Annotated in this window: 17 protein-coding genes and 1 pseudogene; 3 read left to right on the forward strand and 15 right to left on the reverse strand. The window is 65.6% G+C overall.

What is annotated here, in order from left to right:
• Positions 1–179: 179 nt before the first annotated feature.
• The 15 genes and pseudogenes from pyrF to CFK21_RS10695 form a co-directional block, all read right to left on the reverse strand.
• Positions 180–893, reverse strand: a complete 714-nt coding sequence (gene pyrF, locus CFK21_RS10625) for an orotidine-5'-phosphate decarboxylase (RefSeq protein ID WP_369801202.1) — start codon at positions 891–893, stop codon at positions 180–182.
• Positions 890–2,056, reverse strand: coding sequence for a lipopolysaccharide assembly protein LapB (gene lapB, locus CFK21_RS10630; RefSeq protein WP_096366631.1), 1,167 nt, complete (start codon positions 2,054–2,056; stop codon positions 890–892). The genes pyrF and lapB overlap by 4 nt, the downstream gene beginning before the upstream one ends.
• Before the next feature lie 3 nt (positions 2,057–2,059).
• Positions 2,060–2,353 carry a lipopolysaccharide assembly protein LapA domain-containing protein gene (locus CFK21_RS10635; RefSeq protein WP_096366632.1) on the reverse strand — a complete coding sequence of 98 codons (294 nt, stop codon included), beginning with the start codon at positions 2,351–2,353 and terminating at the stop codon, positions 2,060–2,062.
• A gap of 117 nt (positions 2,354–2,470) precedes the next feature.
• On the reverse strand, positions 2,471–2,791 hold the full coding sequence (locus CFK21_RS10640) for an integration host factor subunit beta (protein WP_096366633.1): 321 nt from the start codon (positions 2,789–2,791) through the stop codon (positions 2,471–2,473).
• Between the two features lie 254 nt (positions 2,792–3,045).
• Positions 3,046–4,722: a 30S ribosomal protein S1 gene (gene rpsA / locus CFK21_RS10645; protein ID WP_096366634.1), complete on the reverse strand. Its 1,677-nt coding sequence runs from the start codon at positions 4,720–4,722 to the stop codon at positions 3,046–3,048.
• 276 nt (positions 4,723–4,998) lie between these two features.
• Positions 4,999–5,673 carry a (d)CMP kinase gene (cmk, locus tag CFK21_RS10650; RefSeq protein WP_096366635.1) on the reverse strand — a complete coding sequence of 225 codons (675 nt, stop codon included), beginning with the start codon at positions 5,671–5,673 and terminating at the stop codon, positions 4,999–5,001.
• Positions 5,670–6,962 (reverse strand): annotated as a pseudogene (aroA, locus tag CFK21_RS10655) (3-phosphoshikimate 1-carboxyvinyltransferase); the annotation flags it as partial. The gene cmk and the pseudogene aroA, both read right to left, overlap by 4 nt.
• A gap of 281 nt (positions 6,963–7,243) precedes the next feature.
• Positions 7,244–8,107, reverse strand: a complete 864-nt coding sequence (locus CFK21_RS10660) for a prephenate dehydrogenase (protein ID WP_096366637.1) — start codon at positions 8,105–8,107, stop codon at positions 7,244–7,246.
• 167 nt (positions 8,108–8,274) lie between these two features.
• Positions 8,275–9,387 carry a histidinol-phosphate transaminase gene (gene hisC / locus CFK21_RS10665; RefSeq protein WP_096366638.1) on the reverse strand — a complete coding sequence of 371 codons (1,113 nt, stop codon included), beginning with the start codon at positions 9,385–9,387 and terminating at the stop codon, positions 8,275–8,277.
• Between the two features lie 347 nt (positions 9,388–9,734).
• The gene (gene pheA / locus CFK21_RS10670) at positions 9,735–10,820 is read right to left on the reverse strand and encodes a prephenate dehydratase (protein ID WP_096366639.1); all 1,086 of its coding nucleotides are present in this window, start codon (positions 10,818–10,820) and stop codon (positions 9,735–9,737) included.
• A 237-nt stretch (positions 10,821–11,057) separates the two neighbouring features.
• Positions 11,058–12,221 (reverse strand): phosphoglycerate dehydrogenase, encoded by a 1,164-nt coding sequence (locus CFK21_RS10675; RefSeq protein ID WP_096366640.1) that lies wholly within the window; start codon positions 12,219–12,221, stop codon positions 11,058–11,060.
• Positions 12,222–12,376: 155 nt separating this feature from the next.
• Entirely contained in the window at positions 12,377–13,459 is a 1,083-nt protein-coding gene (serC, locus tag CFK21_RS10680) for a 3-phosphoserine/phosphohydroxythreonine transaminase (RefSeq protein ID WP_096366641.1), read from the reverse strand.
• Positions 13,460–13,574: 115 nt separating this feature from the next.
• Positions 13,575–16,130, reverse strand: coding sequence for a DNA gyrase subunit A (gene gyrA / locus CFK21_RS10685; RefSeq protein ID WP_096366642.1), 2,556 nt, complete (start codon positions 16,128–16,130; stop codon positions 13,575–13,577).
• Between the two features lie 449 nt (positions 16,131–16,579).
• The gene (gene mtnA / locus CFK21_RS10690) at positions 16,580–17,632 is read right to left on the reverse strand and encodes an S-methyl-5-thioribose-1-phosphate isomerase (protein WP_096366643.1); all 1,053 of its coding nucleotides are present in this window, start codon (positions 17,630–17,632) and stop codon (positions 16,580–16,582) included.
• Positions 17,629–18,393, reverse strand: a complete 765-nt coding sequence (locus CFK21_RS10695) for a response regulator transcription factor (RefSeq protein ID WP_096366644.1) — start codon at positions 18,391–18,393, stop codon at positions 17,629–17,631. Before CFK21_RS10695 ends, mtnA begins: the two co-directional genes overlap by 4 nt.
• A 141-nt stretch (positions 18,394–18,534) precedes the next feature.
• Here CFK21_RS10695 and CFK21_RS10700 point away from each other — a divergent pair, with 141 nt between their 5' ends.
• From CFK21_RS10700 to CFK21_RS10710, 3 genes are all read left to right on the forward strand, one after another.
• A complete protein-coding gene (locus CFK21_RS10700) occupies positions 18,535–19,158 on the forward strand; it encodes an OmpA family protein (protein WP_096366645.1) in 624 nt (207 codons plus the stop codon).
• 73 nt (positions 19,159–19,231) lie between these two features.
• The gene (locus CFK21_RS10705) at positions 19,232–20,062 is read left to right on the forward strand and encodes a mechanosensitive ion channel family protein (RefSeq protein ID WP_096366646.1); all 831 of its coding nucleotides are present in this window, start codon (positions 19,232–19,234) and stop codon (positions 20,060–20,062) included.
• A gap of 261 nt (positions 20,063–20,323) precedes the next feature.
• Entirely contained in the window at positions 20,324–21,640 is a 1,317-nt protein-coding gene (locus CFK21_RS10710) for a TRZ/ATZ family hydrolase (RefSeq protein WP_096366647.1), read from the forward strand.
• Positions 21,641–21,655 lie beyond the last annotated feature (15 nt).

Below are 21,655 nucleotides of genomic sequence, written 5' to 3' on the forward strand. Positions count from 1 at the left end.
TGTGTTCCGTCCTTCCTGGACGGAATCTGAGGTTAGCCCGGGTTGGGGGTGGCGTCAAGTGACGGGCACCGATCCAACTCTGATTACCCCGTCATTGCGAGGCGCGTAGCGCCGCGGCAATCTCTAACCGACTAATTCTGCATTACGAGATTGCCATGCTGCGCTCGCAATGACGGAACCTACGGCGCCAACTCGCGATTGATGGCCTCCAGCACCGCCACCGGATCCTCCGCCTGGGTGATGGGCCGGCCGATCACCAGGTAGTGCGAGCCGGCGGCCAGGGCGTCGGCCGGGGTCATGATGCGCTGCTGGTCGTCGGTCGTGCTGCCGGCCGGGCGCACGCCGGGGGTGACCAGGACAAAACCGCTGCCCAGCTGCCCGGACAGCAGCCGGCTTTCCTGCGGCGAGCAGACCACGCCGTCCAGGCCGGCCGCCTGTGCCAGGCCGGCCAGGCGGGCGACATTGTCGGCCGGGCTGCCGGTCAGGCCCACCTCGGCCAGATCCCCTTCCCCCATGCTGGTCAGGATGGTCACCCCGATCAGCAGCGGCCGCCGCCCGCTGCGCCGCTCCAGCGCCTCGCGGGCGGTGACCATCATCCGGCTGCCGCCGAGTGTGTGCACATTCACCATCCACACGCCCAGATCGGCGGCCGCCTCGCAGGCACGCGCCACGGTGTTGGGGATGTCATGAAACTTGAGATCCAGAAAGATCTCGAAGCCCCGCCCCTGCAGTTCCTCGACCAGGGCGGGGCCGGCGCGGGTGAACAGTTCCTTGCCGATCTTGAGCCGGCAGCTGCCGGGTGTGAGCCGGCCGACGAAGTCCCGGGCCCGGGCAGCATCCGGGTAATCCAGGGCCACGATCACCCGTGAGTCGGTCTGCGCCTGCGTCATCATTCTCCCTCCACGCCATAGATCGGTTTGATGCGGTTCCATTCCTTGCAGCCGGGGCACTGCCAGTGCAACGCCTTGGCCTCGAAGCCGCAGTTGTGACAGCGATACCGGGGCCGGTCCTCCAGCAGCCGCGCAGTCAGGTCGCGCAGCAGCAGCAGGTCCTCGCGCGCCCTGCCCTCGCTGCTGCCCAGGTCCAGATGAATCATCCGCTCCAGGCCGCGGATGGAGGGCCGCTCACGCAGGTAGGCGGTCAGATATTCCACCGCGGCAGCGGCGCCGTCGCGGGCCTCGATCAGTTCCGACAGCATCAGCGCCGGCGTCACCCCCCGGTAACGACCGGCAATCTCCTGCAGATAGCGCATCAACTCCGGCTCCGCACCTTGTGCCGTGTAGCCCGCCTTCAGTTCGGGCAGCGCCTCGGGCAGGAAATCGATGTCCTGTTTCTCGATGCGTTTCAGCACCTGGACCGCGGTGCGGTGGTCACCTGCCTCGCGCGCCAGACGGGCCTGCAGGAGGCTGGCACGCACACAGTTCGGATCGTGGTTGAGTGCCCGCTTGAGCAGGCGCGTGGCGCCGGCGGCATCGCCGTGACGCATCGCCTGCTCGGCCTGCTCGCAGTGAAACTGCGCCACTACCGGATGCATGTGGCGCCCGTTCAACCCCTCCAGCCGGCGGGCGACCTGGATCGCCTTGTCCCATTCCTTTTCCTGCTGGTAGATGTCCAGCAGGTGCCCCAGCGCGGCCGGGGCATGGGCGCTGGTGTCCAGCAGCTCCTGCAGCAGGTTCTCGGCACGATCGAACAGGCCGGCACGCATGTAATCGCGGCTCAGCTCCAGCAGTGCGGTGTTGCGCTGATCACGCTCCAGCGTGGGGCGGGCGATCAGATTCTGATGGATGCGGATGGCACGGTCGACCTCGCCGCGGCGGCGGAACAGGTTGCCAAGGGCCATGTGGGTCTCGACCGTGTCGCTGTCGACTTCCAGCATGTCGACGAACACCTCGATCGCCTTGTCGGGCTGCTCATTGAGCAGTAAGTTCAGCCCTTTGAAATAGTGCTCATTGAGTTCCGGAGGGGGACGGCGCTGGCGCCGGCGTTCGCTGCGCACGGCCAGCAGCCAGCCGGAGGCGGCAGCCACGGGCAGGAGCAGCCAGAGCAGCGCCGACATGGTTCAGGGGCGGTCTTTGACGGGAAGCGATCGCAGGTTGGCGACCTCCTGCTCGGCCAGCCGGGTGCCGCGGCGCAGTTTACGGTTCTCACGCTTGAGCCGCAGAAGCATGAACCCGGCCACCAGCAGCCCCAGCACCGCGCCCAGTGCCAGCACCAGCACCACCAGCAGCGCCAGCGGCAGTTGCAGGCTGCCCAGCAGATAGTTCAATGTCACCTGCTGCGGATTGAGCACGGTGAAGGTGATGCCGACCCCGATCAGGAGCACCAGGGCAATCACCGACAGGATACGGGACATGGGATTCTCCTCGTGACGGGCCGTGGATTCATCGGATAGCGCAGCTGCGGCCCGCTACAGGCAAGACTTTATTGGGGCAGACGGGCGATGGCAACCGTCCGGGGAGCCGGAGGCGCCTCAGTTGCCGTTGTCGCTGGATTTGATCGGAGTGGTCGCGCGGGATTCGTTGACCCGTTCACGCATTTCCTTGCCGGGCTTGAAATGGGGGACGTACTTGGAGGACAGGGCAACGGCCTCGCCGGTCTTGGGATTGCGGCCGACGCGGGGCGGGCGGTAGTGCAGGGAGAAGCTGCCGAAGCCGCGGATCTCGATCCGCTGTCCGGTCGCCAGGGACTGACTCATCTGCTCCAGCAGGCTCTTGACCGCCAGTTCCACATCCTTGTAGTTCAGATGGCTGTTCTTGCTGGCAAGAATCTCGATCAGCTCTGACTTTGTCATTCGTCTTCTTCCTGATATCCGGGCCGGATGGCAAGTGGCGGCGGCCGCACGCGGGCGGCCGCCGGCGTCATTCCACTAGGAGTATGCCAAAAAGCACGCAAAAATCAATGCTTAGCCGAATAACACTCACACAAACCGCGGTTCAGCCTGTCCGTCATCCCCGCGCAGGCGGGTATCCAGCATTTGCCGGCTCTGCCAGGCACTGGATTCCCGCCTGAGGGAATGACGCGGCTGAAGCGAGTGCCATTCAGTGTTCAGCTGTTGCCCTTCTCTTCCATCTGCTCCTTCAGGATGTCCCCGAGGGTGGTGGTGGCGGAGCCGGACTTGGCATAATCCTGCACGGCCTCGGCTTCCTCGCCGAGTTCCTTGGCCTTGATCGACAGGCTCAGGGTGCGGTTCTTGCGGTCCACGCCCATGAACTTGGCCTCGACCTCTTCGCCTTCCTTGAGCACGGTGCGGGCGTCCTCGACCCGGTCACGGGCCAGTTCGGAGGCGCGCAGAATGCCTTCAATCCCTTCGCCGAGATCGATCACTGCTGCCTTTGCATCGACCTCCTTGACGGTTCCTTTAACGATGCTGCCCTTGGGATGGGCGGCCACGAAGTTGGAGAAGGGATCCTTTTCCAGCTGCTTCAGGCCCAGCGAGATGCGTTCGCGCTCGGGATCCACGGCCAGGACCACGGCCTCGACCTCGTCGCCCTTCTTGAAGTTGTGCACCACTTCCTCGCCGGTATCGCTCCAGGAGATATCCGACAGATGCACCAGACCGTCGATGCCGCCGTCCAGGCCGACGAAGATGCCGAAGTCGGTGATGGACTTGATCTGACCAGAGACCTTGTCACCCTTGTTGTGGGTGGCGGCGAACTCTTCCCAGGGATTGGCGTGGCACTGCTTCATGCCCAGGGAGATGCGGCGACGCTCCTCGTCGATGTCCAGCACCATGACCTCGACCTCGTCGCCCACGTGCACGACCTTGGCCGGGTTGACGTTCTTGTTGGTCCAGTCCATCTCGGAGACGTGCACCAGACCTTCCACGCCTTCCTCGATCTCGACGAAGCAACCGTAGTCGGCGATGTTGGTGACCTTGCCGAACAGGCGGGTGCTTTCGGGATAGCGGCGGGACAGATCCTCCCACGGATCGGTGCCCAGCTGCTTCATACCCAGGGAGACGCGGTTGCGCTCGCGGTCGAACTTGAGCACCTTGACCTCGATCTCGTCACCCACGGCGACCATCTCGCTCGGATGCTTGATGCGCTTCCAGGCCATGTCGGTGATGTGCAGCAGACCGTCGATGCCGCCCAGGTCCACGAACACGCCGTAATCGGTGAGGTTCTTGACGATGCCCTTGATGACCATGCCTTCCTGCAGGTTCTTGAGCAGTTCCTCGCGCTCGGCGCTGTATTCGGACTCGACCACCGCGCGGCGGGAGACCACCACGTTGTTGCGGCGCTGATCGAGCTTGATGACCTTGAATTCGAGTTCCTTATTCTCCAGGTAGGTGGTGTCGCGCACCGGGCGCACATCCACCAGCGAGCCGGGCAGGAAGGCGCGGATGTCCTTGATGTCGACGGTGAAGCCGCCCTTGACCTTGCCGCTGATCATGCCCTTGACGGTCTCGTTGTCTTCGTAGGCCTGTTCCAGTTCCTTCCAGACACGCGCGCGCTTGGCCTTCTCGCGCGACAGGCGGGTCTCGCCGAAACCGTCCTCGACGGAATCCAGGGCGACTTCCACGTCCTCGCCCACGTTGATCTCGAGTTCGCCCTGCTCGTTATAGAACTGTTCGACCGGAATCACGCCTTCCGATTTCAGTCCCGCGTTGACGATGACCACGTCCGGCTTGATGTCGACGACGGTGCCGGTGACGATGGATCCGGGGCGGAGTTCCTGTTTGGCCAGGCTCTCTTCGAACAGTTCTGCAAAGCTTTCGCTCATGGTTGACTCATTCCTTGAACCGCAACTGCGATTCACTTGTTGGGCCGCGCGGTCGGACAGACGAACCGTCACGGGTTGGTTGCAAAGACAAAGCCCGGATAAGGGCTATCCGGGCGCCGATTCGTACAAACGGGTATTATAGGCAGAAATGCGAAAAATATCACTAGTCTGGGTAGGCGCCGGGCACATTCGCCCCCTCACCCCGACCCTCTTCCCGGCGGGGAGAGGGAGCCAGCCTCCCCTCTCCCTTTGGGAGAGGGGCCGGGGGTGAGGGCATCAGGCGCCCAGCCGCCCCCGCACGATCCCCAACGCCGCCGCAATGCTGCCCTCGATATCCAGCCCTGAGGTATCCAGCTCCACGGCGTCCTCCGCCGGCTTCAGCGGCGCGACCGGCCGTTCCATGTCGCGCTTGTCGCGGGCCTCGATGGCCGCCACCAGTTCCGCAATGTCGGCCTCGATCCCCTTTTCCTTCAACTGGTTATAGCGGCGCCGGGCACGTTCCCCGGCGCTGGCGGTGAGAAAGATCTTCACCTCGGCCGCGGGAAAAACCACACTGCCCATGTCGCGACCGTCGGCCACCAGCCCCGGCGCGGCGCGAAAATCCCGCTGCAACTGCAGCAGCGCCTCGCGCACGCCCGGCAGGGCCGCCACCCGGGAGGCGGCGTCCCCGGCGGCCTCGCTGCGGATGGCCAGGCTGACCTCCTCGTCCCCGAGCCAGATGCGGTCGGAATCGGTGTCGAAGCGCACTTCCAGATGCCGGGCAAGATCGGCCAGTCCGGCCTCGTCGTCCAGCGCCACCCCCCGGTCCAGGGCGGCATGGGCCACCAGCCGGTAGAGGGCGCCGCTGTCGAGGAAATGCCAGCCCAGGCGGGTCGCCAGGGCCCGGCTGACCGTGCCCTTGCCCGAGCCACTGGGTCCATCGACGGCGACCACCGGTGCCTGATCACTCATTCGGTCACCCCAAGACCGGCCTGCTGGGCCAGCGCCACGAACTCGGGGAAGGAGGTGTTCACGTTGGCGCAGTCGTCGATGACGATCCCGGCCTCGGCACGCAGTCCGGCCATGGCGAAGCTCATGGCGATGCGGTGGTCGCCGTGGCTGTCGATCCGGCCGCCGCCGAGTTGCGGCTGACCCTCGATGACGATGCCGTCCGGCGTGGGCTCGGCGGACACGCCCAGCGCCTGCAGACCATCGGCCATCACCTGGATGCGGTCGCTTTCCTTGACCCGCAGTTCCTCGGCCCCGCGCAGCACCGTGCGGCCCTCGGCGCAGGCGGCGGCCACGAACAGGGCGGGAAACTCGTCGATGGCCAGCGGCACCAGTTCGGGCGGGATGTCGATGCCTTTGAGCGCGGCGGCGGTGATATGCAGATCGGCCACCGGTTCTCCGCCCAGCACCTGCTCGTTGGCAATATCGATGTTCGCGCCCATACGCTGGAGGATGTCGATCACCCCGGTGCGGGTCGGGTTCATACCCACCTGCTCCAGTACCAGGTCCGAGCCAGGCGCGATGCTGGCCCCCACCAGGAAGAAGGCCGCCGAGGAGATGTCGGCCGGCACCGTGATCGCGCCGCCGGTCAGCCGGCCGCCGCCGTCGAGGCAGGCGCGCGGCCCGTCGACTTCGACCGCGTAGCCCAGGCCCTGCAGCATGCGCTCGGTGTGGTCGCGGGTCGGCGCCGGCTCGGTGGTGCAGGTCCGGCCCGCGGCATAGAGCCCGGCCAGCAGGACGCAGGATTTCACCTGGGCGCTGGCCATGGGCAGGGCGTAGTCGATGCCCCGCAATGCCCGCCCCCCGGTGATTTTCAGCGGCGCGGTCCCGCCCGCCTCGCTGTCGATGCGTGCGCCCATTGCAGTCAGCGGATCGATGACCCGGCCCATGGGCCGCCGCGACAGGGAATCATCGCCGGTCAGGACGCTGTCGAAGGTTTGCCCGGCCAGCAGCCCGGCCAGCAGCCGCATGGAGGTGCCCGAGTTGCCCAGGTACAGCGGCTCGGGCGGCGGCTGCAGGCCGTGCATTCCCACGCCGTGGATGCGCACGCTGCCATCGTAGGGCCCCTCGATCTTCACACCCATGGCACGGAAGGCGGCCAGGGTGGCCAGGCTGTCCTCGCCCTCCAGGAAACCGGTCACGTCACTCACGCCCTCGGCCAGCGAACCCAGCATGATGGCGCGGTGCGACACGGATTTATCCCCCGGCACCTTGAACCGGCCTTCGAGCCGGCCACCGGGCTGGATGTGGAATTGTTTGTTGGTGTGGGTCAATTCGGGTTCCTGTTCATTCGATTCAAACGAGTAGGTCGGGTTAGCGCAGCGCAACCCGACAGCGTCGCGGCAAACGTCGGGTTACGCCCTGCGGACTAACCCGACCTACGTTACTGCCTTCCCGTCATTCCCGCGAAGGCGGGAATCCATGGGGTTCAGCGCGTAGACCGGAATAAGGGCCGGATGGCCCGTTTCCGGCATTCGATCCGGAGTGCCGGGAACACTGCGTTTATCCCGGCCTACGACTACGCGAATGACGCCTAACGCGGCGCATGCTCATCCCGCGCCCGCTTGGCGCGGCTGAAGATTTCCACCAGCCGTTCGCCGTCACGCGCCTGGATGGCCTCGGTCAGCGCGGTCAGGTCCACCTGGAAATGGGCGATCATCTCCAGGATGGCCTCGCGGTTGGCCAGGCAGATGTCGCGCCACATCACCGGGTCGCTGCCGGCGATGCGGGTGAAATCGCGGAAGCCGCCGGCGGCATATTGGAATATCTCGTCGTGTTCGTGCAAGCGCGCCAGGCTGTCGACCGTGGCATAGGCCAGGATGTGCGGCAGATGGCTGGTGGCGGCCAGCACCCGGTCGTGATGCTCGACCCCCATCTCCACCACCTCGGCCCCGGCCGTCTCCCACAGGCCGCGCACCCGCTCCACCGCCTCGGCATCCGTATGCGCCAGCGGGGTGAGGATCACCCGGCGCTGCCGGAACAGCTCGGCGAAGGAGGCCGCCACGCCGCTGCGCTCGGTCCCGGCGATGGGATGGCCCGGCACCAGGTTGGCCGGCACGCCGCCAAAGGCCTTCTGGGCGGCATCAACCACCGCACCCTTGGCGCTGCCGACATCGGTGATCACCGCATCCGGCGCCAGATGGGGCCTGATCTGTTTGAACACCGCTTCCATCGCGCCCATGGGCACGGCCACCAGCACCAGGTCGGCACCGGCGACCGCCTGTGCGGGATCGGTGTCATAGCGGTCGATCACGCCCAGGTCGACCGCCTGCTGCAGATGCTCGGCGCTGCGGCTGCAGCCGACAACCTCGCCCACCGCATCGTTCGCCCGCAGGGCGCGGGCCAGCGAACCGCCGATCAGTCCCACGCCGATGATGCAGAGGCGTTCAATCCGCATGGCTCAGAGCCCTCGTATGCAGCGAATGCAATAGCACGCTGCAATGCATTTTTCCGTCACCCCGGCGCAGGCCGGGGTCCAGATACCGCCGCGCCTACTGGATTCGGCCGCAGCCTGTGCCGGCGCAGGCCGATGCCGGAATGACGGAGTACACGCGGCTTCGATGTTCATGCCAGAACCTTTTCCAGCGCGGCGATGGCGCGGCTGTTCTCGGCCTCGGTGCCGATGGTGATGCGCAGATGGTTGGGCAGCCCATAGGCACCGATGGGCCGCACGATCACGCCCTCGCGCAGCAGCGCCTCGTAGACCGCACCGGCCGGGCGGCCGACATCCACGCTGAGGAAGTTGCCCACCGAAGGGATATACGCCAGTCCCAACTTGTCGCAGGCCGCCCGCCAGGCCTGCATGCCGGCGTCGTTCAAGGCCACGGCGCGGGCGATGTGCTCGGCATCGCCGAGTGCCACCTCGGCCGCGGCCAGGGCCAGGCTGTTCACGTTGAACGGCTGGCGCACACGGTTCAGCAGATCGGCCACCACCGGGCTGGACAGGGCATAGCCCACGCGCAGGCCGGCCAGGCCGTAGGCCTTGGAGAAGGTGCGGGTGATGACCAGGTTCGGCCAGCGGTCCAGCCAGGGAAGGCTGTCGGGATAGTCCGGCTCGCGGACATATTCGACATAGGCCTCGTCCAGCACCAGGATGACATCGCGCGGCACCTCGGCCAGGAAGGCCTCCAGTTCGCGCCCCGGTAGCCAGGTGCCGGTCGGGTTGTTGGGATTGGCGATGAACACCACCCGGGTGGTGTCATCGATGGCCGCGCGTATGGCCTGCAGATCGTGGCCGTGGTCGCGCGCCGGTGCCACCTGGGGTGTCGCACCGATGGCCTGGGTGACGATGGGATAGACCGCGAAGGCGTGCTCGGAGAACACCGCGCCGCGCCCCGGGGCCAGAAAGGCCCGGGCGATCAGTTCCAGCACGTCGTTGGAGCCGTTGCCCAGGGTGATCTGCTTCAGATCGACATCGTGGCGGTCGGCCAGCGCCCGCTTCAGACCGAAACCGTTGCCGTCCGGGTAACGGGCCAGTTCGGCGACATGGGCCTGAATGGCTTCCTTCACCCGCGGACTGGGACCGAGCGGGTTCTCGTTGGAGGCCAGCTTGACCGCGTCGCGCACGCCGTACTCGCGCTCCAGTTCGGACAGCGGCTTGCCCGGCTGATAGGGCTGCAGCCCCTGCACGCCGGCAGTGGCGCAGTCGAACAGGTAATGGCGTTCGTGGTCGTTCATCAATCACTCGATTCGCGGTTTTTCACTCGATCTGCAACGTAGGTCGGATTAGCCCGCAGGGCGTAATCCGACACCGGTGAGGCCCCTGTCGGATTACGCTGCGCCAACCCGACCAGCCTATTCCAAACCACAAACTCGTCATTCCGGCGCAGGCCGGAATCCAGGACCCACTGCGGTCACTGGATCCCGGCCTGCGCCGGGATGACGGGAAAACATTAATGCAGGTCAGCGGCGTAGGTCGGATCAGCCCAAAGGGCGTAATCCGACATCCGGCCGATCCCTGTCGGGTTACGCTGCGCCAACCCGACCTACATACTTCGGCGATCCATATGATCGCTCGAACCCGCTCACACCTGCGCCCGGGGGTACGACCCCAGCACCTTGAGAACGCTCGCCCGCTGTTCCAACTCGGCCAGCGCCGCTGCGACCTGCGCATCCCCGGCATGGCCTTCGATGTCGACGAAGAAGACATAATCCCAGACGCCGCGCCGTGAGGGCCGCGATTCGATGCGGGTCATGCTGATACCGTGCTCGTTGAACGGCGCCAGCAGGGTGTAGAGCGCGCCCGGTTCGTTGCGCACCGAGACCAGCAGCGAGGTCTTGTCCCGGCCCGAGGGCGCGACCGTCTGTTTGCCGATCACCAGGAAGCGGGTGGTGTTGCCCGGCTCGTCCTCGATGTTGCGCGCCAGCCGGTTCAGGCCGTACAACTCGGCGGCGGTTTCGCTCGCCACCGCGGCGCTGTCGGACTCGGCCGCGGCACGCCGTGCCGCCTCGCCGTTGCTGCTCACCGCGATGCGCTCGGCCTGCAGCAGGTTGGTGTCCAGCCATTCCCGGCACTGGGCCAGGGACTGCTGATGCGAGTACACCCGTTTGATGCCGGAGGTGTCAGCGGCCTTGCCGAGCAGGTGCAGTTCGATGCGCTGCTGCACCTCGCCGCAGATGTGCAGCGGCGAGCGCATGAACATGTCCAGGGTATGATTGACCACGCCTTCGGTGGAGTTCTCCACCGGCACCACGCCGTAGTGGGCGCTGCCCGATTCCACCTCGCGGAAGACCAGGTCGATCGAACCCAGGGCGGTGCTGCGAATGGAATGGCCGAAGTGCTTGAGCGCGGCGGCCTGGGTGAAGGTACCCTCGGGGCCGAGATAGGCGATGGTCAGCGGCTTCTCCAGCGCCAGGCAGGCGGACATGACCTCCCGGATCAGGCGCGCGGCCTCGTCATCGCTGAGCGGACCGGGATTGAGCTCGCGGATGCGCGCGAGTATCTGCGCCTCGCGGTCCGGGCGGTAGAAGTCGTTCATCTCGCCGGCGGCCTGCTTGATGCGCGCCACATCCTGGGCACAGCGCGCCCGCTGACTGATCAGCTCCAGCAGCTGGTCATCGATCCGGTCGATGCTCTCCCGGATGGCCTTGAGTTGGTCCGACTCGTTCATGGCTGCCGTTTGGTTGTTCTGTTTCACCTGGGTGATGGTAACGCAAAGGATGCGGAGGCGTTTATGCCCTATGGATACAGAGGCTATCAAATATATTCATCGTCATTGCGAGGCGCGTAGCGCCGCGGCAATCTCGTAACGCGGTAGCCTCAATCAAGAGATTGCTTCGTCACTTTGTTCCTCGCAATGACGGACCATTGCGCCTCCGCGGCCTCTGCGTTGATCCCGCCAAATTATCTACAGGGTACGCACCGCCAGCACACCCTCGATGGCCCTGATCTGGTCCAGACAGTCCTGGTCCACCTCGCCCTCGACGTCGACCAGGGTGTAGGCCAGTTCGCCGCGCGACTTGTTCAGCATGTCGATGATGTTGTGGCCAGTGTCGGCCAGCACGGTGGAGATCTGGCCCAGCATCTTGGGCACGTTGGCATTTACCACCGCCAGGCGCTGACCGTCGCTGCGCGGCATGAATACCTCGGGGAAATTGACCGAGTTGTGCACATTGCCATTTTCCAGGAACTCGCGCACCTGATCGGCCACCATGATGGCGCAGTTCTCCTCGGCCTCGCGGGTGGAGGCGCCCATATGCGGCAGGGTCACCACCTTGTCGTGGTTCTTCAGCAGGTTGCTGGGGAAATCGCAGACATAGCCGCCGACCTTGCCGGCATCGATCGCCTTGACCACGGCCTCGTCGTCGACGATGCCGTTGCGGGCGAAGTTGAGGATGACCACGCCGTCCTTCATGTTCTTCAGCCGGTCGGCATTGATCATGTGCTTGGTGGCATCGATCAGCGGCACATGGAAGCTGACATAGTCCACCCGACTGAGCAGGTCATCCACGCTGCTGGCACTCTGCACGTCGGACGACAGCTGCCAGGCGCGCTGCACGCTGATATCCGGATCGTAGCCGATCACGTTCATGCCCAGCGCCTTGGCCGCGTTGCACACCAGCACGCCGATCGCACCCAGGCCGATCACGCCCAGGGTACGCCCCGGCAGCTCGGTGCCGACGAAGTTCTTCTTGCCGGCCTCCACCGCCTTGCTGATGGCGGCGTCGTCGCCTTCCAGGTTGCGGGCGAAGTCCCAGGCCGGGCAGATGTTGCGTGAAGCCAGCAGCATGCCGGTCAGCACCAGTTCCTTGACCGCGTTGGCATTGGCGCCCGGGGCATTGAACACCGGGATGCCCAGTTCGCTCATCCTGTCCACCGGGATGTTGTTCACCCCGGCGCCGGCGCGGCCCACGGCCTTGAGCGAAGCCGGGATCTCCATGTCGTGCATCTTGTAGGAGCGCAGCAGGATGGCGTCCGGATGAGTGATCTCGGAGGCGATTTCGTAGTTGTCGCGCGGCAGCCGGTCCAGGCCGGTGACGGAGATGTTGTTGAGGGTGAGTATCTTGTACATGAAATTTATCCTACCAAAGAGCGATCAGAGCGCCGCGGAACCCACGGAAGACACGGAAAATTTTATTGTCATTGCCGTGGCGCTGCGCGCCCGGCAATGAAAAACCATAATCATTTCAATTCCGTGTTTTCCGTGTATTCCGTGGCGCTCTTGATTTACCCGTTGCGTTTTTCGAAATCGGCCATGAAGTCGATCAGCGCATCCACACCCGCCTCGGGCATGGCGTTGTAGATGCTGGCGCGCATGCCGCCGACGGAACGGTGGCCCTTGAGCGTGGTCAGCCCCTGGGCGGCTGCCTCCTTGAGGAAGGTGGCGTCCAGCTCCGGATTCGCCAGGGTGAAGGGCACGTTCATCCAGGAGCGGCACTCGGGATCGACCGGGTTGGCGTAGAAGTCCGAGCCGTCGATGGCGGCGTAGAGCTTGTCGGCCTTGCGCTTGTTGATCTCGGCCATGGCCTCAAGCCCGCCGTTGTCCCTGATCCACTTGAACACCAGTCCGGCCAGATACCAGCCGTAGGTCGGCGGGGTGTTGTACATGGAATCGGACTCGGCGTGGGTCTTGTAGTCGAACATGGTCGGGGTGCGCTCCATCGCCTGGCCGATGAGGTCCTCGCGCACGATCACCACGGTCAGGCCGGCCGGGCCGATGTTCTTCTGGGCGCCGGCATAGATCACGCCGTATTTCGACACGTCGATCGGGCGCGACAGGATGGTGGAGGACATGTCCGCCACCAGCGGCTTGTCGCCGACCTCCGGGATCCAGTGAAACTCCACCCCGCCGATGGTCTCGTTGGGGGTGTAGTGGACATAGGCAGCGTCATCGGCCAGCTGCCAGGAATCGAAGGCCGGGATGGTCATGAAGTTCTCGGACTCGGAGGTGGCGGCGACGTTGACGTTGCAATAGCGCTTGGCCTCGGCGATGGCCTTCTTGGACCAGGCGCCGGTGTTGATGTAGTCGGCCTTGGCGCCCCCGCGCAGCAGGTTCAGCGGCACCATGGCGAACTGGCTGCTGGCCCCGCCCTGCAGGAACAGCACCTTGTAGTTGTCGGGGATGCCCATGACCTGGCGCAGGTCGGCCTCGGCGGCCTCGGCGATGGACATGAACTCCTTGCCGCGGTGGCTCATTTCCATGACCGACATGCCGCTGCCCTGCCAGTCGACCAGTTCCTCCTGCGCCTGTTTCAGGACTGCCTCCGGCAGCATGGCCGGGCCGGCGCTGAAATTGTAGATACGACTCATAAAAGACTCCGATTACCGTGTATTCCTGTAGGATGGGTGGAGCGAAGCGCAACCCATCATGCGTGCCGGCCTGACGATGGGTTCCGGCGCACAACGCCTGCACCCATCCTACGACCTACGCCTCGCCTTCGGAGGCTTCCTCATCCTCCTCGGCCTCGGCGATGGCGTCGATGCCGACCAGCTTTTCGTCCTCGCCGACGCGGATCAGGCGCACGCCCTGGGTGTTGCGGCCCATGCGCGAGATCTCGTCCACGCGGGTACGCACCAGGGTGCCCATGTTGGTGATGAGCATGACCTCGTCGGTCTCGCTCACCAGCTTGGCGCCGACCACGGCGCCGTTGCGCTCGTTGGTCTGGACCGAGATCACGCCCTGGCCGCCGCGGCCATGCACCGGATACTCGTCGATCGGCGTGCGCTTGCCGTAACCGTGCTCGGTGGCGCTGAGCACATCGCCCTCGGCGGCGATCAGCATGCCGATGACCTGCTGGTCCGGCTGCAGCCGGATGCCGCGCACGCCGGCAGCGGTGCGGCCCATGGCACGCACGCTCTCCTCCTTGAAGCGGATGGCCTTGCCGGCGTCGGTGAACAGCATCACGTCCTGGTTGCCGTCGGTGACGGCCACGCCGATCAGCCAGTCCTGGTCGCGCAGTTCCAGGGCGATGATGCCGCTGCTGCGCGGCCGGGCGAAGGCGCGCAGCGGGGTCTTCTTGACCGTGCCATTGGCGGTGGCCATGAAGATGAAATCCTCGGTGTCGAAATCGCGGATCGGCAGCACGGCGTTGATGCGCTCGCCCTGCTCCAGCGGCAGCAGGTTGACAATGGGCTTGCCGCGGGCCTGGCGCCCGGCCACCGGCAACTGATAGACCTTGAGCCAGTACACCTTGCCGCGGCTGGAGAAGCACAGGATCGTATCGTGGGTGCTGGCGATGAACAGCTTGTCAATGAAGTCTTCCTGCTTGACGCTGGTCGCGCTCTTGCCGCGCCCGCCGCGGCGCTGGGCGGAGTATTCACTCAGCGGCTGGGCCTTGGCATAACCGGCGTGCGACAGGGTGACCACCACGTCTTCCTCGGTGATCAGATCCTCCAGCGCCAGGTCGGCCTCGGCCTCGCGGATCTCGGTGCGGCGTTCGTCGCCGAACTGGTCGCGCACCTGCATCAGCTCGTCGCGGATGACCTGCATCAGCCGTTCGGTGCTGTTGAGGATGGCGAGCAGGTCGTCGATCTTCTCCAGCAACTCGCGGTACTCGTCCAGGATCTTGTCCTGCTCCAGCCCGGTCAGCTGGTGCAGGCGCAGTTCCAGGATGGCCTGGGCCTGGGCCTCGGACAGGCGGTAACCGGCATCGGTCAGCCCCAGTCCCGGGGCCAGGCCGTCGGGGCGCGAGGCCTCGGCACCGGCGCGCTCCAGCATGTCCAGCACCAGACCCGGCGGCCAGGCGCGGCCCATCAGGCCCTGACGGGCCTCGGCGCGGCTGGGCGAGGTCTTGATCAGTTCGATGACCTCGTCGATGTTGGCCAGCGCCACCGCCAGGCCTTCCAGGATATGGGCCCGCTCGCGCGCCTTGCGCAGCTCGAACACGGTGCGGCGGGTGACCACCTCGCGGCGGTGGCGGATGAAGGACTCGAGGATGGCCTTGAGATTCAGCAGCCGCGGCTGGCCGTCGACCAGCGCGACCATGTTGATGCCGAACACGTTCTGCATCTGGGTCTGCTGGTAGAGGTTGTTCAGCACCACCTCCGAGACCTCGCCGCGCTTGAGTTCGATCACCATGCGCATACCGTCCTTGTCGGACTCGTCGCGCAGGTTGCTGATGCCGTCGATCTTCTTGTCCTTGACCAGTTCGGCGATCTTCTCCAGCAGGCGGGCCTTGTTGACCTGGTAGGGCAGTTCGGTGACCACGATGGTCTCGCGACCCTTGCTGTCCTCCTCGATCTCGGTGCGGGCGCGCACCTGTACCCGCCCGCGGCCGGTCAGGTAGGCCTCCTGGATGCCGCGCACGCCATTGATGATGCCGGCGGTGGGGAAGTCCGGGCCCGGGATGTACTCCATCAGTTCGCGGATCTCGATCTCGGGATTGTCGATCAGCGCGATACAGGCATTGATGACTTCGTTCAGGTTGTGCGGCGGGATGTTGGTCGCCATGCCCACGGCGATGCCGGCCGAGCCGTTGACCAGCAGATTGGGGAAGCGGGTCGGGAAGACCGAGGGTTCGCTCTCGGTCTCGTCGTAGTTGGGGATGAAATCGACCGTTTCCTTGTCGATGTCGGCCAGCATCTCGTGGGCGATGCGGGCCATGCGCACCTCGGTGTAACGCATGGCCGCCGGCGAGTCGCCGTCGATGGAGCCGAAGTTGCCCTGGCCGTCCACCAGCATGTAGCGCAGCGAAAACGGCTGCGCCATGCGCACGATGGTGTCATAGACGGCGGTGTCGCCGTGGGGATGGTACTTACCGATGACGTCACCGACCACGCGGGCCGACTTCTTATAGGCCTTGTTCCAGTCGTTGCCCAGTTCGCTCATGGCGAAGAGCACGCGCCGGTGGACCGGCTTGAGGCCATCCCGAACATCCGGCAGTGCCCGGCCCACGATCACGCTCATGGCGTAATCGAGGTAGGACTGCTTCATTTCATCTTCGAGATTGACGGGCAGGACTTCTTTGGCGAATTCGGCCATGGGTGCAGTCAGTCGGTAACGTTATTTATTGTGGGGTTCCTCCGACGCCGGCGCGGCTGAACCCCGCACAGGCGCTGTAATTCGATCAATACTACCACAGCCGGGGGGCAGCGTCCCAGAAAAACGCGCCTCAGATCGATCCTGAGGCGCTCAGGCGGGGTTTTGACCAGGAATCGGGTATATGACTGGAGTTTCCCCACCGTCATTCCCGCGCAGGCGGGACAAAAGCGCGCAGCGCGTTGAACGCCCGGAGGGCGGCCCGCAGGGTGAGCGAAGCGAATAATCCATAAACCGCCGCGGCTGCTGGATCCCCGCCTGCGCGGGGATGACGGGGTCTTGGGTGTTGCAGTGCGGTAGGTCGGGTTAGCGCAGCGTAACCCGACACCGGCCCGGGACACGTCGGGTTACGCCCTGCAGGCTAACCCGACCTACGTATTGCCCGGCAGAAATCAGGCCGCGGCTCGCGCCATCAGCGCGGCCAGCTTGTCGCGGTCGGGCCGTTCCACCACCCCGGCTTCGGTGACGATCACGTCCACCAGTTCCGCCGGGGTGATGTCGAAGGCCGGGTTCCAGGCCGCGGCGCCGGGCGCGGCGATATGTCGGCCGCCGGCGCCCAGCACCTCTTCCCCGGGCCGCTGTTCGATGGGAATGTCGGCGCCGGAGGCGGTGCCCAGGTCCACCGTGGAGGTGGGTGCGACCACCATGAATTTCACCCCGTGATGGCGTGCGGCCACGGCCAGCCCGTAGGTGCCGATCTTGTTGGCCACATCGCCGTTGGCGGCGATGCGGTCGGAACCGACGATCACCCACTGCACCTGCCCGGTATGCATCAGGTGTGCGGCGGCGGCATCGGCCAGCAGGGTCACCGGGATGCCGTCGCGGACCAGTTCCCATGCCGTCAGGCGCGCCCCCTGCAGCCAGGGCCGGGTCTCGTCGGCGAACACGCGCCGGATGCGGCCTTCGCCCCAGGCCTGACGGATCACGCCCAGCGCGGTGCCGAAGCCGCCGGTGGCCAGCGAGCCGGTGTTGCAATGGGTAAGCACGCCCTCGACTCCGTCGAGGAAGGCCGCACCCAGTTCGCCCATGCGGCGGTTGGCGGCGATATCCTCCTCATGGATGCGCCCGGCCTCGGCGGTCAGGGCCGGTACCGGGTCGCCGTCCAGACACTGGATCAGACCGCGCATCCGCGCCAGCGCCCAGCACAGGTTCACGGCCGTGGGCCGCGCGGCGGCCAGTTGCTCCAGGTCGGGCTCCAGCGCCGTCTTCCAGTCAGCGGGGTTTTCCCGGTAGCGCTGCCGCGCGGCGATGACAACGCCATAGGCAGCGGCGATGCCGATGGCGGGCGCGCCGCGCACCACCATATCGCGAATGGCATCGGCCACTGCGGCAGCGGTATCCAGCCGCAGCCAGCTTTCCGCATCCGGCAGCCGGCGCTGGTCGAGCAGGCGCAGTTCGCCTTCCTGCCACACCACCGCGCGAATGCTGTCAGGGGGTGTGTTCATGCTTCGTCTTCGACCGCCTGCGGTTCCAGCCGTTCCAGCCGGTAGCCGTGCTGGTAGACCGCGCCCAGCCTCCAGCCCTGCGCCGGGCTGATGCCGAGCTTGTTGCGCAGGCGGCTGACGTGGGTGTCGACGGTACGGGTGTTGAGTTCGGCCCGGGTGCCCCAGACTGCTTCCAGCAGGCGGCCACGGCTGATCAGCCGGCCCAGATTGCGGAACAGGTACAGGGCCAGGTCGAATTCCTTGTGGGTGAGATCGATCCTGTCGCCGTCCCGGTACAGGGTGCGACTGGCGGTATCGATGCGGTAGGGACCGAACTCCAGCACCTGCGCCCCCGGCGTGCTGGCCCGACGCGCCAGGGCCGTGACCCGGGCCAGCATCTCCAGCGGCTTGACCGGCTTGGCCATGTAGTCGTCGGCGCCGTGCTCCAGGGCGGTCACCACATCGCTTTCCCGGTCGCGCTGGGTGATGAACAGCACCGGTGTCGTGTCTCCCCGTTCGCCGCGCAGCCAGTCCAGCACCTCCAGCCCGCTGCCGTCGGGCAGAATCCAGTCAAGGATGAGCAGGTCGTAGTCCGCCTCCTGCAGCGCCGCGCGGAATCCGGCGCAGTCGTGCCGGACGCTGACCTGGTGGTCAGCCGCCTCCAGCCACACAGTCAGGGCCTCGGCCTGAAAAGTGTCGTCTTCAAGTAGAGCGATGCGCACCTCGATGCCCTCGTCTGTGACCCTGGCGCAGCCGGCACGGCAGGCCCGAAACCACCTCATAATTGTATACAGTTTGACACACTAGGCAGATGCTCTAAAGTCAGAGATATGTATAATCTGGTCCCAGAGCGGCCCGGGCGCGCCTCCCCTGCGCCTGCGGGCGACAAAGTTTTTTTCTTCTACCAATAAGGAGTAACAACAATGAACAAACTCAGCTACGCCATTCTGGTTGCCTCCACCATCACCCTGACCGGCACCGCCACGGCGGCCTCCGAGCGCACCTGCTCCTACGTCTACGATTCCGCCGGGATGGTGGTGCGCGACAGCGCCGGCGACTGCGTACGCACCAGCGGCTGGCGTCCCGAGGGCGCGATTGCCGAGTGCGAACCGGATATGAAGAAGCCCGAGCCGGTCGCCGAACCCGAGCCGGAACCGGCCCCGGTCCCGGCGCCGCAGCCGGTCTACAAGACCGTCAACCTGGGCGCCGGCGCCCTGTTCGACCTGAACAGCGACACACTGCGTGCCGACGGCAAGCGCGAACTGGACCAGCTGGTCTCCGACCTGGGGCAGCTGAGTGACGTGCAGAGTATCCAGATCGCCGGCCACACCGACAGCACCGGCGATGCCGCCTACAACAAGGACCTGTCCGTACGCCGCGCCAACGCGGTCAAGAACTACCTGCTGGAGAAGGGCGTGGATCCCAGCATCATGACCACCGTGGGCTGGGGCGAGACCAAGCCCATCGCTGACAACTCCACCCGTGCCGGCCGTGCCCAGAACCGCCGCGTGGAGATCACCATCAGCGGCGAGCAGCGGGTCCAGTAAGCACCGACCGTGGCTCTCTCCTCCCCCGTCGACCGGCGGGGGAGGCATTTCAGTCTGACCGGGACTTTCCCCCATGGATAAAATCAACGAATTTCTGCAATCGGATTTCGTCACCACCCAACTGATTCCCTGGGCCGTCAGCCTCGTCGTTGCCCTGCTGATCTTCTTCATCGGCCGCTGGATCGCCGGAAAGATCGTCAACATCAGCAAACGCATGATGGCCCGCGGCGGCATGGACAGCATGCTGTCGAACTTCCTCGGCAATATCCTCTATACCCTGCTGATCGCAGTCGTGATCATCGCCGCCCTCGACCACCTCGGCATCCAGACCACCTCCCTGCTCGCCGTTCTCGGTGCCGCCGGCCTGGCCGTGGGCCTGGCATTGAAGGACTCGCTGGCCAACTTCTCCTCCGGCGTGATGCTGATCGTCTTCCGCCCGTTCCGGGAAGGTGACTATGTGGAGGCCGGCGGCGTCGCCGGGACGGTGGAGAACGTCGGCATCTTCGCCACCACCATGCTCACGCCGGACAACCGCGAGATCATCGTGCCCAACGGCCAGATCTACGGCGGCACCATCACCAACGTCACCGCCCGCGAGACCCGCCGCCTCGACCTGGTGGTGGGCATCAGCTACAGCGACGACATCCGCAAGGCGCGCGAACTGGTCATGGAGATCATCAATCAGGAAGAACGCATCCTGAAGGATCCGGCTCCGGTGGTTAATGTCGCCGCACTGGGCGAGAGCAGCATCGATCTCAATGTGCGGCCCTGGGTCAACAAGGGCGATTACTGGAACGTGCGTGCGGATCTGCTGGAGACCATCAAGACCCGTTTCGATGAGAACGGCATCAGCATCCCGTTCCCGCAGCAGGACGTGTACATGCACGAGGTGAAGTCGGCCTGAACAACCTCAACGCAGAGGCGTTTATGCCCTATGGGTGCGAAGGCCGTAGAATATATCCATCGTCATTGCGAGGCGCGTAGCGCCGCGGCAATCTCGTAACCCGGCAGCCCGATCACGAGATTGCTTCGTCACTTTCGTTTCTCGCAATGACGGGGTTCTGCGCCTCCGCGCTCTCTGCGTTCCCACCGCCCAGCCTGAACAGTTGCGCCATCCGCCGCCCGTCGGCACACTGACGCGGGCACACAACCACCAAGAATTCCCATGCAAGACATCGATCTGCTGCTCCATGGCCGCTGGGTGATCCCGGTCGAGCCCGACGAACAGGTGCTCGAGCACCACTGCATCGCCGTCAATGACGGCCGCATCCTCGCCCTGTTGCCCAGCGCCCGGGCCGCGCAGCACTACCGGGCCGAAACCGAACTGCACCTGGACCACCACGCCCTGATCCCGGGCCTGATCAACGCCCATACCCACACCCCGATGAACCTGCTGCGCGGGCTGGCCGACGACCTGCCGATGATGGAGTGGCTGCACGAGCACATCTGGCCGGCCGAGCAGCGCTGGGTCAATGAAGAGTTCGTCCACGACGGCGGCCTGCTGGCCATGGCCGAGATGCTGCGCGGGGGCATCACCTGCTTCAATGACATGTACTTCTTTCCCGAGGTCACGGCCCGCGCCGCCGCCCACCTGGGAATGCGTGCCTGTGTGGGCCTGATCGCCATCGACTTCCCCACCGTCTATGCCGGTGATGCAGACGAATACCTCGCCAAGGGCCTGGCGCTGCACGACAGCTACCGCAACGATCCACTGATCCGCACCGCCTTCGCCCCGCATGCGCCCTACAGCGTCTCCGATGCCCCGCTGCAGCGTATCCAGACCCTGGCCGATGAACTCGACATTCCGGTGCACATGCACGTGCACGAGACCGCCGACGAAGTCGGGCAGGGCCTGCAGCAGAACGGCGAGCGGCCGCTGGCGCGACTGGACCGGCTGGGGCTGCTCTCCCCCGCCCTGGTCGGGGTGCACATGACGCAACTCGACGATGACGAGATCGCGCGCCTGGCCGAGACCGGCAGCCACGTGGTGCACTGCCCCGAATCCAACCTCAAACTGGCCAGCGGCTTCTGCCCGGCAGCCCGGCTGGTGGCGGCCGGCGTCAATGTCGCCCTGGGTACCGACGGCGCGGCCAGCAACAATGACCTGGACCTGTTCAGCGAGATGCGCACCGCTGCCCTGCTGGGCAAGGCGGTCAGCAACGACGCCACCGCCCTGCCCGCCCACACTGTCCTGCGCATGGCCACCCTCAACGGCGCCCGCGCCCTGGGGCTGGGTGCCGAGACCGGCTCGCTGGAGACAGGCAAGTGGGCCGACATCACCGCCGTGGACCTGGCCACGCTGGAGAGCCAGCCGGTCTATCATCCGGTCTCGCAGCTGGTCTATGCCGCCGGCCGCCACCAGGTCAGCGACGTCTGGGTGGCGGGTCGCCACCTGCTCAAGGATCGGGTGCTGACGGGACTGGACAGCGACGAGCTGCTGGACAATGCCGCTCGCTGGCAGGCGCATCTGGCCGAACCGTAGGATGGGTGGAGCGCA

This window comes from Thiohalobacter thiocyanaticus, from assembly GCF_002356355.1.
Taxonomy (GTDB): domain Bacteria; phylum Pseudomonadota; class Gammaproteobacteria; order Thiohalobacterales; family Thiohalobacteraceae; genus Thiohalobacter; species Thiohalobacter thiocyanaticus_A.

Excerpts from the sequence above, each read along its gene's own strand:
- pyrF (WP_369801202.1), bottom strand. The coding sequence starts at position 893 with ATGATGACGCAGGCGCAGACCGACTCACGGGTGATCGTGGCCCTGGAT.
- lapB (WP_096366631.1), bottom strand. The coding sequence starts at position 2,056 with ATGTCGGCGCTGCTCTGGCTGCTCCTGCCCGTGGCTGCCGCCTCCGGC.
- CFK21_RS10635 (WP_096366632.1), bottom strand. The coding sequence starts at position 2,353 with ATGTCCCGTATCCTGTCGGTGATTGCCCTGGTGCTCCTGATCGGGGTC.
- CFK21_RS10640 (WP_096366633.1), bottom strand. The coding sequence starts at position 2,791 with ATGACAAAGTCAGAGCTGATCGAGATTCTTGCCAGCAAGAACAGCCAT.
- rpsA (WP_096366634.1), bottom strand. The coding sequence starts at position 4,722 with ATGAGCGAAAGCTTTGCAGAACTGTTCGAAGAGAGCCTGGCCAAACAG.
- cmk (WP_096366635.1), bottom strand. The coding sequence starts at position 5,673 with ATGAGTGATCAGGCACCGGTGGTCGCCGTCGATGGACCCAGTGGCTCG.
- CFK21_RS10660 (WP_096366637.1), bottom strand. The coding sequence starts at position 8,107 with ATGCGGATTGAACGCCTCTGCATCATCGGCGTGGGACTGATCGGCGGT.
- hisC (WP_096366638.1), bottom strand. The coding sequence starts at position 9,387 with ATGAACGACCACGAACGCCATTACCTGTTCGACTGCGCCACTGCCGGC.
- pheA (WP_096366639.1), bottom strand. The coding sequence starts at position 10,820 with ATGAACGAGTCGGACCAACTCAAGGCCATCCGGGAGAGCATCGACCGG.
- CFK21_RS10675 (WP_096366640.1), bottom strand. The coding sequence starts at position 12,221 with ATGTACAAGATACTCACCCTCAACAACATCTCCGTCACCGGCCTGGAC.
- serC (WP_096366641.1), bottom strand. The coding sequence starts at position 13,459 with ATGAGTCGTATCTACAATTTCAGCGCCGGCCCGGCCATGCTGCCGGAG.
- gyrA (WP_096366642.1), bottom strand. The coding sequence starts at position 16,130 with ATGGCCGAATTCGCCAAAGAAGTCCTGCCCGTCAATCTCGAAGATGAA.
- mtnA (WP_096366643.1), bottom strand. The coding sequence starts at position 17,632 with ATGAACACACCCCCTGACAGCATTCGCGCGGTGGTGTGGCAGGAAGGC.
- CFK21_RS10695 (WP_096366644.1), bottom strand. The coding sequence starts at position 18,393 with ATGAGGTGGTTTCGGGCCTGCCGTGCCGGCTGCGCCAGGGTCACAGAC.
- CFK21_RS10700 (WP_096366645.1), top strand. The coding sequence starts at position 18,535 with ATGAACAAACTCAGCTACGCCATTCTGGTTGCCTCCACCATCACCCTG.
- CFK21_RS10705 (WP_096366646.1), top strand. The coding sequence starts at position 19,232 with ATGGATAAAATCAACGAATTTCTGCAATCGGATTTCGTCACCACCCAA.
- CFK21_RS10710 (WP_096366647.1), top strand. The coding sequence starts at position 20,324 with ATGCAAGACATCGATCTGCTGCTCCATGGCCGCTGGGTGATCCCGGTC.